Below are 16,124 nucleotides of genomic sequence, written 5' to 3'. Positions count from 1 at the left end.
CGTACGTCGCCCCTGCCCTCGCCGCGCGCCCCTACCCTCGCCGCGCTCCCCTACGCGGCCGCGCCCCCGCCCCCGCGTCACCTCGCGACTTCAGCCCAGATCACCTTGCCGGTGTCCGTCCACCGCACCCCCCATCGGCTGGTGAGCCTGTGCACGATGTGCAGGCCACGACCGCCGTCGTCGAAGAGGCCGCCCCGGCTCAGACGTGGCCTGCCGTTGCCGGTGTCGCCCACCTCACACAGCAGACCGTGACCGCCCCTGATCAGCCGTACCGTGATGGGACCGGCGGCGAAACGCACGGCGTTCGTGACCAGCTCGCTGACCAGCAGCAGTACGTTGTCCCGGGTGTCGTCCCTGGTACGCCATTGCCGCAGCAGCGCGGAGACCTGCGCGCGGGCACGGGCGGGGGCGTCGTCGCGGGCGGGCAGCCGCCAGGTCGCGGTGTCCCCCTTGCGGTAGCCGATCACCCGCGCGAGCAGCAGGGTCACATCGTCGCGCTGGTGCACGGGCGCCAGCGCGGAGACGACGCGCCGTGCGGCCTGCTGGAGGGCGTCCCAGGGGTGCACCCTGGACACGGCATCCGCCAGCCTGCCGATGCCCTCGTCGATCGACTCGGCCGGATTCTCCACCAGGCCGTCGGTGTAGAGGGCGAGCAGGGAACCCGGGGGTGCGCCGAACGTGTGCACGCCGAACGGCTCCCGCAGCGCGAACTCGGCGCCCAGGCCGGGATGAGGGCGAACCGCGAGCGGGTCCGCGTGCCCGTCCGGGGACACCAGGACCGGAGGGAGGTGGCCGGCGCTGGACAGCGCCACATGGTGGCTGACCGGGTCGTAGAGGGCGATGCAGCAGGTCGACCCGAGGGCGCTGTAGCCGGCGGCCAGCCCGGACTCCGCGTCGTCCAGCAGCGTCACGGTCTCGTCCAGGTGCTCCAGCACCTCGTCGGGTGCCAGCCCCGCGGACAGCAGCGCGCGGGCCTCCATGCTCAGCTGGCCCATGGTTGCCGCGGCTCCCAGGCCGTGCCCGACGACGTCACCGACCACCAGCGCGGTACGGCCGTCCGGCAGCGGAAAGCTGTTCACCCAGTCGCCGCCGACGCCCGCGCTGTCGGGCGTGGCGGGCTGGTAGACGCTGGCGATCTCGATGGTGTCGCCGCCGGTCCGGGGCAGCAGGCGGCGCTGCAACGCCAGTACCTGCGTGTGCTCGCGCTGGTGCTGACGTGCCAGGTCGACGTGATGGGCGGTCCTGGCCACCAGTTCCTGCAGGTCGACCAGCTCGCTGTCGCGGAAGGGACAGTCCGCCCGCCGCCAGACCTCCGCCAGGCCCAGCACGACAGGCGGCGGGCCGTCCAGGACCAGGGGTATGCACGCCACACCCGCCGACCGGTCACCGGGCACCAGAGCATGCATCACTCGCGGACTGCCGAGTACCCGCTCGACCGCCTCCCGGTCGGGTATGACGATGGCCTGCGGGGCATCGTCCCGCCGTATCGCCTGCGCCAGCAGGCGACTCGCGTCGCTGGGAAGATCGTCGCCCGGAGTCACGTAGCCCTCGGGCCACGCGCGGTCCGGCACCAGGGCCGCCCGCCGCAGCCGGATGCGCCCCTGCCCCTGCCCGGTGACTCCCTCGCCCGTCCACACGGCGAAGTCGAGGTCGACGGCGGCCACATCTCCCCACGCCAGCAGGGACTGCGCCAGCGACTGCGCGGTCTCGCCGATGTCCAGCGAGGTGCCGATCGCGGTCTCGGCAGCGTACAGGTGCAGCCTCGTGGCCATGGCGATCACGGAGACGGTCAAGCCCTCCTGAGGCACCGCGGCGGGCAGGATGCTGAGCGAGACCACGAGTTCCGACCCGTCGCCGCGTCGCAAGCGCTGGATCCGGGCGACGTGCGCCTCACCGGTCTCCAGGACCTGCCGCAACCGCCGTGTGACCGTCGGTACGTCCCCGGGGGGCAGGAGATCGACGAAGGGACTCCCGGCCTCGGCGTCCAGACCCACGAATACGGGGGCGGCCAGATTGCAGCGGGTGATTCTCAGATCCCTGTCCAGGTTGATCACGCCGAGAATCTGATCCTGACCGCCGGCTGCAGGGTTGTCGGGTACGGGTTGGCGGGTGGGGCGGTCGCCCTGCTCGTCGGCAGGACCGGCGGCCGCCGCCGCTCCTCCGCGCGGGATGTAACGCCCCAGGGCGCTGCTGACCAGGTCGAACGGCGAAGAGGACGAGGGGGAGGGAGTGGAGTCCATGCGGCTCTCTCAGCAATCCCCGGCGCAACGCCGAGGCCGTATTCGGACCCGTGCGACGGGGCCCCGAGACCCTGACCGCACACCTCATTGAATAACACCGGGGGTCGCTTCGCCCACACCAGCCGATCGCTCGGTGAACACGGACAGTGAGGGAATGCCGCGGCCGGTGGCCGAGTGTGACACGTCCGAAGACGCTTGGCCTAGACCAGAGTTGGCATGTACGCTCTCAACATTTCGCACTGCGGCACACCACAGCACGGCTCCCCACGGTCGCGCCCGAGGAAGGTCCCCGCATGATGCCCTCCCGCACCCAAGCTCCCTTGCATTGCGTCCTCTTGAGACTGCTCGCCCTGTTCGCGGTACTCCTCGGCGTCCAGGCCGCACCTGCGTACAGCGCCCACGCCGCCACGCCCTTCAAGGTGATCGCCTTCTACGACGGCACCTACGACGCGGCGCACATCAGCTTCGACCACGAGGCCAACGCGTGGTTCCCGCAAGCCGGCGCGCAGAACGGGTTCACCTACACCGCGACAACCGACTGGAGCCAGCTGAACACCGCGAACCTGGCCAACTACCAGGTCGTCATGTTCCTCGACGACTACCCGCACACCGCCGCACAGCAGTCCGCCTTCCAGACGTACATCACCAACGGCGGCGGCTTCATCGGCTTCCACGTCTCGGCGTACAACGACGACACGAGTGACTGGCCCTGGTACCACAACACGTTCCTCGGCACCGGGACGTTCCGGAGCAACTCCTGGGGGCCGACCTCCGAGACGCTCCGGATCGAGGATGCCGGCCACTCGGCCACCGCAGGTCTGCCCGCCACGATCGCGTCTTCGGTCAGCGAGTGGTACAGCTGGCAGAACGACCTGCGGCAGAACCCGGACATCGACATCCTGGCCTCGCTGGACCCGTCCACCTTTCCGGTCGGCACCGACCCCAACCAGACGTGGTACAGCGGCTATTACCCGATCGTGTGGTCCAACCGCCACTACCGGATGGTCTACAACAACTTCGGCCACAACGCGATGGACTACTCGACCAACACCACGCTGTCCTCGACGTTCGCGAGCGCCCAGCAGAACCAGCTGCTCCTGCAGGAGATCAAGTGGGCGGCCGGGCAGACCGGCCCGGTCACACCGCCCACCGGCGCCACCGGTCCCATCCACGGATACGGCGGCAAGTGCGTCGACGTCGCGGGCGCGAACACCGCCAACGGCACGGCCGTCCAGCTCTACGACTGCAACGGCACCGCCGCGCAGAACTGGACCGTGGGCAGCGCCGGCACGCTCACCGCACTCGGCAAGTGCATGGACGTGACCTCGGCCGGCACCGCCGACGGCACCAAGGTGCGGCTGTACGACTGCAACGGCACCGGTTCACAGCTCTGGCAACCCGGAGCGGGCGGCTCCCTGGTCAATCCGCAGTCGGGCAAGTGCCTGGATGCGACCGGGCCCAGTTCGGCCAACGGCACCCGGCTGCAGATCTGGTCGTGCACCGGAGCGGCCAACCAGAGCTGGACCCTGCCCTCCTGAACACAGCGGGCCCGGCCAGAAAACGAGCTTGCCGGGCCCCGAGGCAACGGCCGTCAGCTGTGCGGAGGTGGGACAGTCGTGGCCGCCTTCGCCCTGGCCACCCTCGTCGGCCAGGCGGTCCAGGCCACAGCGTTCGGTCGCGATGAACAGACCGCGGCCAAGCGGCCGCTTCTCACGGTGGCCGCGACCCGCACCGCGTCGTGCATGCGTACCGGACCTGTTGTCGGTGACAACCTGTCACCGATCCGGCGCTACCCGGCCGGGGAACCCCCGGGGACTCGATGACGAGGGCCCCGCTTGATCCATCGAGCACAAAATAGGCTCAGAAGACTCGGTCGACTCAATCATGCTCCACAGCCGCGGCTCCGACGACGACGCGCTGACACCCGTCTTCCGTCTGGCCGAGTCTCTGCAGTGCAAGGTACTCGACTGCGCCGAAGGGGACCTGATCACTCCGGGGCAATCGTCGGGCTGGAACTCTTTCCAGCAGTTCCGCGATCGAGTGGTCGGACCCTCTTGAAGCCTGTTTGAGCCTTGAGGGCCTCCTCCCGCCCGGTCGGATGGTCACATCCGACGAAGGCGACGGAGACGCACAGCCCCTGTGGCTCAGTGACAGGCCGGCCACAGCCGAGCCCTGGACGCGGCTGCACGCCGAACACACACGTTCCGGCCTGTGGCCGCTGCTGCTCGATTCGCTGGATCCGAACGACGGCGAATTCCGCCCATAGGGATCCGGGGAAGTCTTCCCCGAGCAGATGTCCTCCCCGGCAAACCACGACCCTGCCGTCCTCCTCGCGCAGTGGTGGGCGACCTATACAGCCGTCGACGAAGACGACATGGCCGACAGCGTCCCGCACGCCGGACACGCGGCCCGTTCCACGGCGATCCGGGCCCGCACGACCACCAACCGCCTTCGGACACGACGTCTTTCGAACACGACACCCTCGACCGGGTGGAACCACAGGTCCTGGAGGAGCACAATTGGCGCTCACGGGCGGAGCACGCACGAGCCAAAGGATTCTCGGTGCGGCCGGAATCCGCCGCTACACTCCCCTCACGTGCATCAGCCCAGGAAGCTCAGCCGCACCTGACGGTTGGGATTGTCTCTGTTTGTGTCCACGAGGCACACCGACTGCCATGTCCCCAGCTCCAGGCGGCCCGCGATGACCGGCAGTGTCGCGTGGGGCGGAACGAGGGCCGGGAGGACGTGGTCGCGGCCGTGGCCGGGGCTGCCGTGGCGGTGCTGCCAGCGGTCGTCCGCCGGGAGCAGTGTGTGGAGCACGGCGAGGAGGTCGTCGTCGCTGCCGGAGCCCGTCTCGATGATCGCCACACCGGCCGTGGCGTGCGGCACGAAGACGTTCAGGAGGCCGTCCCGGCCGCCCGCCATCTCCCGGAGGAAGGCCTCGCAGTCTCGGGTGAGGTCGACGAGCGCCTCCGACGAGCCGGAGGCGACATTCAGGACGCGGGTACTGAAGGCATCGGACATGTCTCCATCCTCGCCCATGCGACCGGCTCCACGCCGGAACGATGGTCCGTCCGGTGGCACCGAAGGTTCATCCCGCGAGGGGCCATTGACCGCACGCGGGCATCTGGCTACAACGGGCGTCCCCGGCCCGGGCCCTGGTGCGACAAGCCCGATCTGCTGCTGCTGCTCGACAAGCCGTTCGGCGCACTGCGCGCGCTCACTCGCGTCAAGGCCCAGCGGCTCGTCGGCGAAGTGTGGCGGCGCCCCGGCCGTGCCGCGTTCCTGGTCACGCACGACGTCGAGGAAGCGGTGCTGCTCGCCGACCGCGTCCTGGTGATGGACGGCAGGGCCATCGTCCACGAGACGACGGGCGGCCGGATCCCCGCGCGACATCACCGACCCACGGTTGGCCGAGCTGCGCTCTGCGTCCCCCCGAGTCGTCACAGGACCGGTCCTCGTCGCGAACAGACGCTGAGCGCTCGGGAAGATCCTCACACCCGGCGTGGTTGGTGGAAACGTGAACAACACCGGGGTACATGGAGTCGAGGTAGTCGTCATAGGCGCTGGTCAGGCCGGTCTGTCCAGCGCCTATCACCTGCGGCGCACCGGTTTCGAGCCGGACCGCGACTTCGTGGTGCTCGACCGCTCCCCCGCTCCGGGTGGCGCCTGGCAGTTCCGCTGGCCCTCCCTGACGTACGGCAAGGTGCACGGAATGCACGCGCTTCCGGGCATGGAGCTGACGGACGCGGATCCCACACGTCCCTCGTCCGAGGTCATCGCCGAGTACTTCGGCACCTACGAGCGGACCTTCGACCTGCGCGTACGGCGGCCGGTCGGCGTACGGGCCGTGCGTGAGGGAACGGACGGGCGGCTGCTTGTCGAGACGTCGGCCGGGACGTGGTCGACGCGGGCGCTGATCAACGCCACGGGCACATGGGACCGGCCGTTCTGGCCGCGCTATCCCGGTCAGGAGACCTTCCGGGGCCGGCAACTGCACACGGCCCAGTACTCGGGGCCCGAGGAGTTCGCCGGACAGCGGGTGGTCGTCGTCGGCGGCGGCGCCTCCGGCACCCAGCATCTGATGGAGATCGCTCCGTACGCCACCGCGACCACATGGGTGACCCGGCGTCCGCCGGTCTTCCGCGAGGGTCCGTTCTCCGAGGAGGTGGGGCGGGCCGCCGTGGCGCTCGTGGAGGAGCGGGTGCGGCAGGGGCTGCCGCCGAGGAGCGTGGTGTCCGTGACCGGGCTGCCGCTCAACGACGCGATCCGGCAGGCAGTCGCGGACGGTGTCCTGGACCGGCAGCCGATGTTCGACCGGATCGTGCCGGACGGCGTGGAGTGGGACGACGGGCGGCACGTGGACGCCGACGTGATCCTCTGGGCGACGGGCTTCCGGGCCGCGATCGACCATCTCGCCCCGCTGCGGCTGCGCGGGCCGGGCGGAGGCATCCGGGTCGAGGGCACTCGCGTGGTCTCCGACCCGCGCATCCACCTGGTCGGCTACGGCCCATCGGCCAGCACGGTCGGCGCCAACCGTGCGGGACGTGCGGCGGTGCGGGACATCAGGCGGCTGCTGGCGGGGGAAACGCTCGCGATCGCGTGAGGCCCGGTGGCACCGCCGTCACCACGGGGCACCCCGGGGCCGTACGTCGTCCTCGTGCGCACGGCACGATGGCGACGACGCCACCTAGGGCGAACTGTTGCCGCGCAGCCGATTGAACTCGGCCACATTGCGCTGCTGCTCCTCGTAACTCGCCGTGAACCGGGTGTCCCCCGGCTTGACCGTGACGAAGTACAGCCAGTCACCCGGCGTCGGGGTGAGCACGGCGTGCATCGCGTCCTCGCCCGGGTTGGCGATCGGTGTCGGAGGCAGCCCGCTGCGCCGGTACGAGTTGTAGGGGCTGTCGATCTCCGTGTCGGCCACGGTGGTGTTCAGCGTGGAACGGTTCATCGCGTAGTTGAGGGTCGAATCCATCTGCAGAGGCATGCCCCGCTCCAGACGGTTGAAGATGACCCGGGCCACCTTGCCCATATCGACCCTGGTGGCCGCCTCGGCCTGCACGATGCTCGCCATGGTGACGGCCTGATAGACGCTCATCGCGTTGCGCTGGGCGCCTGCGGCGATCGTACGGCGGCTGAACCTCTCGTTCGCGGTGTCGACCATGTACCGCAGCAGGGACTCCGGGGTCGCCTCCTTGTCGACCGGATACGTGGCCGGGAAGAGGTAGCCCTCGGGGTTGCCCCGGGCCTCGCTCGGCAGCCTGAGGTGGGCCTTGGCCAACGACTTCTGCGTCGACCCCGGCGGCAGTCGGAGGGCCTTGTCGACGGCCTCGTAGACCTGGCCGGCGCGTCGGCCCTCCGGGATGACGAGCGAGGCGCGCCGGGTTCCCTCGCCGCTCATAAGGATCAGCAGCGGCACCGCCACGGCGGTGGCCGCCACGACGGCTCCGCCCATGACGAGGGCGACCCGGCCCCGGCGCGTCAGTCGAATCGGCTTCCGTGGCGGAGTGTTCGTCTGCATGGGGGCACCGTAGCCCGCAGATCACAACAAACCCGGCATATCGTCAGCTTGTCGGCTCCAGACGGGCGTCCCGCCGGACCAGGGCCGCATACCGGCCGCCCAGTTCCAACAGCTCCTCGTGCGTGCCCCGTTCTACGGCTCGCCCGGAGTCGAGGACGACGATCTGGTCGGCACCACGGATGGTGGACAGCCGGTGGGCGATGGTGAGTGTCGTGCGGTTGGCCGAGAGGGCATCGATGGCCTCCTGGACCGCGTGCTCGGTCCGCGTGTCGAGCGCACTGGTCGCCTCGTCGAGGATGAGGACCGGAGGGTCGCGCAGGATGGTGCGCGCGATGGCGAGCCGCTGCTTCTCACCGCCCGAGAAGCGGTGGCCGCGCTCACCGACGATCGTGTCGTACCCGTCGGGCAGCGACGCGATGTGGTCGTGGATCTGGGCCGCCTTCGCCGCCGCGTACAGTTCCTCGTCGGTGGCGTCCGGCTTGGCGAACCGCAGGTTGTCGGCGACCGAGGCGTGGAAGAGGTATGTCTCCTGGGAGACGACGCCGACCGCGCGGGCGAGCGTGTCGAAGTCGAGGTCGCGTACGTCGACGCCGTCGAGCGTGACCCGTCCGCCCGTCACGTCGTACAGCCGTGGCACCAGATAGCTGAGCGTGGACTTGCCGGAGCCGGTGGGACCGACCACCGCGAGGCTGCCACCCGGTGGGACGGTGATGTCGATGTCCCTGAGGATCGGACCGCTCTTGCCGTCGTAGTGGAACTCCACACCCTCGAACCGGATCTCGCCCTTGACCCCGTCGAGATGGACCGGCTCGTCGGGCTCGGTGATGTCGATGGGCAGGTCGAGGTACTCGAAGATGCGCTGGAACAGCGCGAGCGAGGTCTGGATCTGGACGCCGGTGGACAGCAGGCTGACCGTCGGCCGGAACAAGCCCTGCTGGAGCGAGACGAACGCGACGAGCGTGCCGATGGAGATGGACGGGCCGCCGAGTTGGAGGGCCATTCCCGCACTCCAGTAGATGACGGCCGGCATGGCGGCCATGACGATGGTGATGACGGCCATGCGCCAGCGGCCGGCCATGTTCGACTTCACCTCGAGGTCCACGAGACTCTCGGACTCGCTCTCGAAGGACTTGGTGAGCGAGTCGGCCCGGCCCATCGTGCGGCCGAGCAGGATGCCGCTGACGGAGAGCGACTCGGTGACCGTGGCAGCCATCGCGGCCATCTGCTTCTGGCGCTGGGTCGCAATCTTCTTGCGTTCGTTGCCGACACGCCGGCTGATCCATACGAACAGCGGCAGCAGGAGCAGCGAGACGACGGTGAGCCGCCAGTCGAGGGCGACCATCGCGACGATCGTGGCGACCACGCTGGTGAGGTTGGAGACCAGGGAGGTGGCGGTGGAGGTGACCGTCGCCTGCATGCCGCCGATGTCGTTGGCGATGCGGGACTGGACCTCGCCCGTGCGGGTCCGGGTGAAGAAGGCGAGCGACATGCGCTGCAGCCGGCCGTAGACGGCGGTGCGCAGGTCGTGCATGACCCGCTGGCCGACCGTCGTGGAGATCAGGGTCTGCAGCACACCGAAGACGCTGGTGACGACGGCGCTCAGGATCATGCCGAGCGCGAGCAGACTCAGCAGGCCGGTGCGGCCCTGCGGGATGGCGACGTCCAGGGTCTCCTTTAGCAGGAACGGCGTGGCGACGGAGACCAGCGACGCGGCGCCGACCAGCAGGCCGACGATGGCCAGCCGGCCGCGGTACGGCCTGAAGAGCGTCAGGATGCGGCGCACCTGGCGCGGCTGCTCCTGCGAGCCGCCAGGTGACGGGGTCCACGTGGATCGATCGGGATGCATGGGCTCCTACGGAGGTGAGTGTGCGGCGATTGACGGATGCTAGCTCATTGTTACCTATACTCACAATGAACGAGATCCTGATATTGTTCCCGCATGACCACCCCCGATCCCGACGGCCTGCTCGCCGAGCAGCTGCTGAGGCTCACCCGCCGAGTGCACCGCATCCAGAAGCGCCACCTTGAGCAGCGCGCCCTGGGCATCACGCCGGCCCAGTCCCGGCTGCTGCGCACCCTCGCGCATTTCGGCTCGCCGCCCCGCATGGCGGATCTCGCCGAGCGTCTGGAGGTGGTGCCGCGGGCGGTGACGACTCTGGTCGACGGGCTGGAGACGAGCGGCAAGGTCCGCCGGGTCCCCGACCCGACCAACCGGCGGGTGATCCGGATCGAGGTCACGGACGAGGGCCGCAAGGCGCTGCGCGAACTGCGCGACGCACGCAGATCCGCGGCGGAGGAGATCCTGGCCCCCTTGGCGGACGAACAGCGCGCGGTGCTCGGCGGTCTGCTCAACACGCTGATCGACGGTGGTGACATCCCCGCCGTCCCTGACGGTGAGCGCCGCTGCTGATCTTCGATGCGCGGGACGTCGCACAACCGCGTCGCCGTCGCGGGCGACGGGCCGCGGCCACCGCTCCGTACCACTGGAGCGGGAGCACGCGGCCCGCCCGGGGCATCCCGCCGACCGGCCTCGGGCGCCGGCTCCTTGGCCGACCGGGCGGGCACCTCGGGCGCGGTGGCCCGCTCCTCGGCCTCCGGCACGAACGCGGTCTCGCCGTCCGGCAATGTGCTCGAACCGGTTCAGCAGTCGGCGCGATCCTCGGTGAGCACTCCTTGAACGGTCGTCAACCGCCGGTCGTAGCAGCCGTCCGAGCCGTACATCCGATAACGCTCGCTCGTGGTGCCGACCGCGTGCCGCTGGTCGCGTGGCACGTTGGCCGAGTAGGTGGCGTCGCCAGTGTAGGCGTCGTCGCGGCGTGACCAGGCGGCGCGACGGCCGTCGTGAATCTCGACGACCGCGGCCCGGTCGCCGAGGGTCAGGACGGTACGCAGCCGGTCGTCCGTGCCGAGCGTCGTCGTGCCGTCCATCGTGTACGTACGCTGCGTGCGCGTCGTGCGGGCAGCGCCGCGCCCCTCGACGGTGACCGACTCGTCGTCCGTCCAGGTGGCGTCGAGCCCGTCCATGTTCTCGCCGTCGGTCCAGCGGTGCACGGAAGTGTTCGCCAACGTCCGGACGACGGTGGTCCTCACCCGGCCGTGCGAGGTGTCGACGTATCCGGCGACGGTCAGCCGGTGACCGCCCCGGGTGTCCAGGCGGTTCTCGGAACCGGGCGTGAACACCGTGGAGTTGGCGAGCTCGCCCACCTGGGGGGCCGTGAGCTTCCCGGTGACTCGGGCACTCTTCGTGTCCTGCCGGACGAGCACGTTCACGGGGGTGCTCCAGCCGGTCTGCCCCGCGGGGACACCGACGACGGAGACCTCGACGCGGTGCGGGCGGCCGTCGTCGAGGATCCCGGCAAAGGGGGTCAGGTCGTATTCGATCGGCTTGATGTCGAAGGCGCGCGGCCCTGGAATCACGTACCAGAGGAAGGGATTGGACCAGCCTCCGGTCCATACGGTCGGGAAGGGCGCGGCGATTCCGGCGAGTTGACCGTCGACCGTGATCTGCACCTCGCGGTAGGGGCCATCCGCCGCCTTGCAGGAGTACGGGGCGGAATCGGGCACGGTCAGATACCAGTACTCCTCGCAGCCGCCGCCCGAGCCGGTGGCGTACACCTCGGCGACGATGCGTTCGCTGTTGCGGGGCACCGTCAGCGTCCCGTCCCGCAGGGTGAGGACGCGGTCGGGGGTACGCGCGGGCGTGCCCGTGTAGAACGTCAGCGTGACCTTGACGTCGATGACCCCGGTGTACGTGTCGTCGACGACATTGCCGATGAGCATCTCGACGTCACGGCTCTGCCGGAACGTGTCGCTGTAACGGGTGACGTCCTTCTCGACGGACCACTCGATGCCGTCCGGCGAGGGTTCCGGCGTGGACGTACGGAAGATCTCGACCCCGCCGACGTGCAGATACCCGAGGCGGTCGAACTGCCGCCCCTTGACCTTGCCGTCGAGGCGCAGCACGACCTTGCTCCAGTGGTCGCCGCAGCCTCTCGGAGGCGTGTACATGCCTCGGTAGGGCGTGAAGTCGCGGAACTGCGCCTCGGCGAGCGTGACCTGACAGGACCTGGTGTCCGGCCGGGTGACGGGCGGGGCGGCGGTCAGCGGATCGTGCCAGTCGGTGCCGAACACGGCGGGCGGAGTGTCGGCGGCGGCGGCCGAACGCGCGGGGAACGAGGCCGCGGGCGAGGCCGCCCCGGCGGAGGACGTCGCGAACGAGGCGGTGACGGCCGACGAGGCTGCCGCCGGTGCGGGGCCCGCCCCGAGGAGGACGCTCACCGCGAGGGTCGCCCCGGTGAGCATGGACATGATGATCCGACTTCTCATGTCCCGTGTTTCTACGGGGAGTCGGGCCGCGCCGCAATGAGCCCTCGTCCGGACCCGAAGGGTGCCGCAGCACTCGGACCGTCCCCTCGCACCACCTGTCGTCGCGCCGTCTTCCCGGCGACCAAGCGCACACCACCATTCTTCGGTCACGCGTCGAGGCAGGCCGGATGTCGCCGTCCGGGGCGGAAAACCGTTTGCGTCCGGCCACATCCCGACGCGAACCTTTCACGGTTTGTTGTGTGCCTTCCCGGGCGCCGGAGACGTTGCCTCGGCTCGCCTCCCCGCCCCGGCCCCGAGTCCATCCCCGAGTCCCTGAAACGAGCCACTGGATCGTCATGCAGATTCAAGACCTTCCGTATCCCGACCCGGGCGTGCCGGACGCTCGCTCGGGTCCCCGATTCCTGTGGTGGCTCGGCCGCGGTCAGCTGGGCGGACAGCTCAGGTCCCTCGCCTGGGGGCTGCTGCACTTCCTGTCCGTCTGCGGGCTGCCGTTCTGCGTCGGCCTCGCCGTCCAGGCCGTCGTCGACCGCTCGGGCGCGCGGCTCGTCCAGACGGGCGGACTGCTTCTGCTGTGCGGGGCGGGCATCGCACTGGGCGACACCATGCTGCACCGCGCCGCGGTCACCAACTGGATCACCGCGGCCGCACGGGTCCAACAGCTCCTCGCCCGCAGGACGGCCCTGCTCGGCTCCGCCCTGACCCGGCGGGTCGCCGCCGGTGAGGTCGTCGCGGTCTCCACCGGCGACGTCGAGAAGATCGGCTGGTTCGTGGAGGCCGTCTCGCGCTTCACCGCGGCCGCGCTCACCATCGTGGCGGTCTGCGTCGGGCTCGTCGTGTACCAGCCCGCCCTCGGCATCATCGTGGCCGTCGGCGTGCCGGTACTGGCGCTCGCCGTGCTGCCGCTGCTGCCCCGGGCGACCCGACGCGCGGACACCCAGCGCGAGAAGGCGGGCCGAGCCACCGAGCTGGCCTCCGACACCGTCGCGGGCCTGCGGGTGCTGCGCGGCATCGGCGGCGAGGAGCTGTTCCTGGACCGCTACCGCAGGGCCTCGCAGGAGGTCCGCACAGCCGCCGTGCGCAGCGCCCGGATGTGGTCGATCATCTCGGCGATCCAGGTGCTGCTGCCGGGGCTGCTGATGATCGCGGTCGTCTGGCGTGGAGTGCAGCTGGCCCACGAGGGCCGGATCGCCGTCGGCGAACTGGTCACCGTGTACAGCGCGGTCATGCTGCTCACCTATCCGCTGCGGCACTTCGAGGAGATCGCCATGGCGTACTCCTTCTCGCGGCCGTCCGCACGGCGCGCGGCCCGGGTGCTCTCGCTGGACCGGGCCACGGACTCCGAGGGCTCCCGCGAGGCGTGCGCACCGGCCGGGGATCTGTACGACCCCCGGACCGGACTGCTCGTTCCCGCCGGGCAGCTCACCGCCGTGGTCTGCGGCGACCCGGATGCGGCAGGCGTGCTGGCCGAACGGCTGGGCGGGCACCCCGCCGAGAAGAGCACCTCGGTGCTCCTGGGCGGCGTCCCGCTGGACGAACTGCCGCTGGACTCCGCCCGTACCGCCGTCCTCGTCCAGGACAAGGACCCCGTACTGCTGTCCGGCTCGCTGCGCGAGTTGCTCGACGTGCCCGCCTCCGGTGCGGTCAGCGTGGAGGAGGCGTTGACCGCGGCGCAGTGCGGCGACGTTCTGGACGCGCTGGCGCAGGCGTCCTTGGATGCCCAGGACCCGATGGACGCCCGGATCACCGAGCGCGGCCGGTCCCTGTCCGGCGGCCAGCGCCAGCGGCTCGCCCTGGCCCGGTCGCTGATCACGGATCCGGAGGTGCTGGTCCTGGACGAGCCGACGTCCGCTGTCGACTCGCACACGGAGGCACGGATCGCCGAGGGGGTCCGGCATCTGCGGGCGGGCCGTACGACCGTCGTGTTCACATCGTCACCCCTGCTCCTGGACCTCGCCGACCGGGTCGTGCTGCTGCACGAGGGCGAGGTCGCGGCGGTGGGCCTGCATCGCGAACTGGTGCACAGCGAGCCCCGGTACCGCGCGGTCGTGACCCGCGAGACCGACGAAGAGGCCACCGCACGCAGCGACACACCGGTCGAAGAGGCACCAACCGAAACCGTACTGGCCGAGGACGTGCTGGCCGAGGACGTGCTGGCCGAGCTGGAAGAGATCGAGGAGAGCGCATGATCGGCGTGGTGCCACCGGCGTACGACCCGGCGGCCCCGACGGCGGCGAACACGCTGCCCATCGGCGCCCCCGCGACCGTACGCGCCTACGTGACCGAACTGTTCCGCCGGCACCGCCGGGCGTTCCTGCTGCTCATCGCCGTGAACACGGTCTCCGTCGTCGCCTCGATGGCGGGCCCGTACCTGCTGGGCGGCCTCGTGGAACGCGTATCGGACGGCGCACGGGAACTCCATCTGGAACGCACCGCCGCACTCTTCGTCCTCGCGCTCGTCGTGCAGGCCGTGTTCGTACGGCTGGTGCGGCTGCACGGCGCCGTGCTCGGCGAGCGCATGCTGGCCGACCTGCGCGAGGACTTCCTCGTGCGCTCCGTGGGCCTGCCGCCGGGCGTCCTGGAGCGGGCCGGGACCGGTGACCTGCTGTCCCGGATCACCACCGACATCGACCGGCTCGCCAACGCGATGCGGGAGGCCGTGCCCCAGCTCGCCATCGGTGTGGTGTGGGCGCTGCTGCTGCTCGGCGGTCTGACCGTGACGGCCCCGCCACTCGCACCGGCCGTGCTCGTGGCGGTGCCGCTGCTGGTGATCGGCTGCCGGTGGTACTTCAAGCGCGCCCCGTCCGCCTACCGCTCCGAGGCCGCCGGGTACGCCGCGGTGGCCGCCGTCCTCGCCGAGACAGTGGACGCGGGGCGGACCATCGAGTCCCACCGCCTCGGCGACCGGCGCATCGAGCTGTCCGACCGGAGGGTCAGGGAGTGGACCGCATGGGAGCGGTACACGCTGTGGCTGCGGTCGGTGCTCTTCCCGGTCATCAACATCACGCATGTCACGGTCCTGTCCTCGGTCCTGATGATCGGCGGCGCGTTCGTCCTTCAGGGCTGGATCGGCATCGGCCAGCTGACGACGGGCGCGCTCATCGCGCAGATGCTCGTCGACCCGGTGGGCCTGATCCTGCGCTGGTACGACGAGCTGCAGGTCGCCCAGGTGTCGCTGGCCCGGCTGGTCGGCGTCCGCGACATCGAGCCGGAGGCGGGCGACGCATCGGTGACGCCCGACGGGCGCGACGTCCACGCCGACAAGGTGCACTTCGGCTACCGCGCGGGCGTCGACGTGCTGCGCAAGGTGTCCCTGGAGGTGGCGCCCGGCACCCGGCTCGCCCTGGTCGGGCCGTCCGGCGCCGGCAAGTCCACGCTGGGCCGGCTCCTCGCCGGGATCTACGCGCCCCGGGACGGCCGGATCACCCTCGGCGGCGCGGAACTGTCCCGGATGCCCGCCGAGCGGGTCCGCGCGCACGTGGCCCTGGTCAACCAGGAGCACCACGTCTTCGTCGGCTCGCTGCGCGACAACCTGCTGCTGGCCGTCCCCCACTCTCGGCTTCGCCCGAGCGGGGGGACCCCCACGAGCGCCGTCGACGCCGAGCTGTGGGCGGCGCTCGGCGCGGTCGACGCGGACGGCTGGGCGCGCGCCCTGGACGACGGGCTGGACACCGAGGTGGGCTCCGGCGGTCTGGCGCTCACCCCGGCTCAGGCGCAGCAGATCGCGCTGGCCCGGCTGGTGCTCGCCGACCCGCACACGCTGGTCCTGGACGAGGCGACCTCGCTCCTCGACCCGCGCGCGGCCCGCCATCTGGAGCGCTCGCTGGCCCGTGTCCTGGACGGCCGCACGGTCGTCGCCATCGCCCACCGACTGCACACCGCCCACGACGCCGACGTCATCGCCGTCGTCGAGAACGGGCGGATCAGCGAGCTGGGCAGCCACGACGAGCTGGTCGCCGCGGACGGGGCGTACGCGGCGCTGTGGCGGTCCTGGCACGGGTGATGCCGGCCGGCACCCTGGGCAGTGGTCCGAGAGC

Annotated in this window: 10 protein-coding genes and 1 pseudogene; 6 read left to right on the top strand and 5 right to left on the bottom strand. The window is 70.7% G+C overall.

Translation table 11 applies throughout. From position 1 onward, the window contains the following. Positions 1-77: 77 nt before the first annotated feature. Positions 78-2,240 carry an ATP-binding SpoIIE family protein phosphatase gene (locus Q2K21_RS15975; protein WP_310771268.1) on the bottom strand — a complete coding sequence of 721 codons (2,163 nt, stop codon included), beginning with the start codon at positions 2,238-2,240 and terminating at the stop codon, positions 78-80. A gap of 293 nt (positions 2,241-2,533) precedes the next feature. On the opposite strand from Q2K21_RS15975, the gene Q2K21_RS15970 reads away from it, so the two are divergent. Continuing rightward, the gene (locus tag Q2K21_RS15970) at positions 2,534-3,778 is read left to right on the top strand and encodes a ThuA domain-containing protein (RefSeq protein WP_310771266.1); all 1,245 of its coding nucleotides are present in this window, start codon (positions 2,534-2,536) and stop codon (positions 3,776-3,778) included. A 1,063-nt stretch (positions 3,779-4,841) separates the two neighbouring features. Here Q2K21_RS15970 and Q2K21_RS15965 read toward each other — a convergent pair. Beyond that, positions 4,842-5,264 (bottom strand): secondary thiamine-phosphate synthase enzyme YjbQ, encoded by a 423-nt coding sequence (locus tag Q2K21_RS15965; protein WP_310771263.1) that lies wholly within the window; start codon positions 5,262-5,264, stop codon positions 4,842-4,844. 110 nt (positions 5,265-5,374) lie between these two features. On the opposite strand from Q2K21_RS15965, the pseudogene Q2K21_RS15960 reads away from it, so the two are divergent. Both Q2K21_RS15960 and Q2K21_RS15955 read left to right on the top strand, forming a co-directional pair. Next, positions 5,375-5,718 (top strand): annotated as a pseudogene (locus tag Q2K21_RS15960) (hypothetical protein); the annotation flags it as partial. Positions 5,719-5,760: 42 nt separating this feature from the next. Next, positions 5,761-6,846: an NAD(P)-binding domain-containing protein gene (locus Q2K21_RS15955; RefSeq protein ID WP_310771261.1), complete on the top strand. Its 1,086-nt coding sequence runs from the start codon at positions 5,761-5,763 to the stop codon at positions 6,844-6,846. A gap of 84 nt (positions 6,847-6,930) precedes the next feature. Here Q2K21_RS15955 and mltG read toward each other — a convergent pair whose 3' ends face one another. Together mltG and Q2K21_RS15945 are read right to left on the bottom strand one after the other, a co-directional pair. Continuing rightward, the gene (gene mltG / locus Q2K21_RS15950) at positions 6,931-7,764 is read right to left on the bottom strand and encodes an endolytic transglycosylase MltG (protein ID WP_310771259.1); all 834 of its coding nucleotides are present in this window, start codon (positions 7,762-7,764) and stop codon (positions 6,931-6,933) included. A gap of 43 nt (positions 7,765-7,807) precedes the next feature. Continuing rightward, the gene (locus Q2K21_RS15945) at positions 7,808-9,610 is read right to left on the bottom strand and encodes an ABC transporter ATP-binding protein (protein ID WP_310771257.1); all 1,803 of its coding nucleotides are present in this window, start codon (positions 9,608-9,610) and stop codon (positions 7,808-7,810) included. Positions 9,611-9,703: 93 nt separating this feature from the next. Here Q2K21_RS15945 and Q2K21_RS15940 point away from each other — a divergent pair, with 93 nt between their 5' ends. After that, the gene (locus Q2K21_RS15940; protein WP_310771255.1) at positions 9,704-10,174 is read left to right on the top strand and encodes a MarR family winged helix-turn-helix transcriptional regulator; all 471 of its coding nucleotides are present in this window, start codon (positions 9,704-9,706) and stop codon (positions 10,172-10,174) included. A gap of 230 nt (positions 10,175-10,404) precedes the next feature. On the opposite strand, the gene Q2K21_RS15935 is transcribed toward Q2K21_RS15940, so the two are convergent. Continuing rightward, positions 10,405-12,090: a peptide-N4-asparagine amidase gene (locus Q2K21_RS15935; RefSeq protein ID WP_310771253.1), complete on the bottom strand. Its 1,686-nt coding sequence runs from the start codon at positions 12,088-12,090 to the stop codon at positions 10,405-10,407. A 335-nt stretch (positions 12,091-12,425) separates the two neighbouring features. Between Q2K21_RS15935 and Q2K21_RS15930 the strand changes: the two genes are divergently transcribed. Together Q2K21_RS15930 and Q2K21_RS15925 are read left to right on the top strand one after the other, a co-directional pair. Then, the gene (locus Q2K21_RS15930) at positions 12,426-14,276 is read left to right on the top strand and encodes an ABC transporter ATP-binding protein (RefSeq protein WP_310771251.1); all 1,851 of its coding nucleotides are present in this window, start codon (positions 12,426-12,428) and stop codon (positions 14,274-14,276) included. Beyond that, a complete protein-coding gene (locus tag Q2K21_RS15925) occupies positions 14,273-16,090 on the top strand; it encodes an ABC transporter ATP-binding protein (protein WP_310771248.1) in 1,818 nt (605 codons plus the stop codon). Before Q2K21_RS15930 ends, Q2K21_RS15925 begins: the two co-directional genes overlap by 4 nt. Positions 16,091-16,124: the final 34 nt, after the last annotated feature.

It is taken from the genome of Streptomyces sp. CGMCC 4.7035, assembly GCF_031583065.1.
In the GTDB taxonomy this organism is placed as follows: Bacteria; Actinomycetota; Actinomycetes; order Streptomycetales; family Streptomycetaceae; genus Streptomyces; species Streptomyces yaanensis.
Note: the sequence above shows the minus strand (reverse complement) of the source record. Positions and strands in the feature narration are given on the sequence as shown.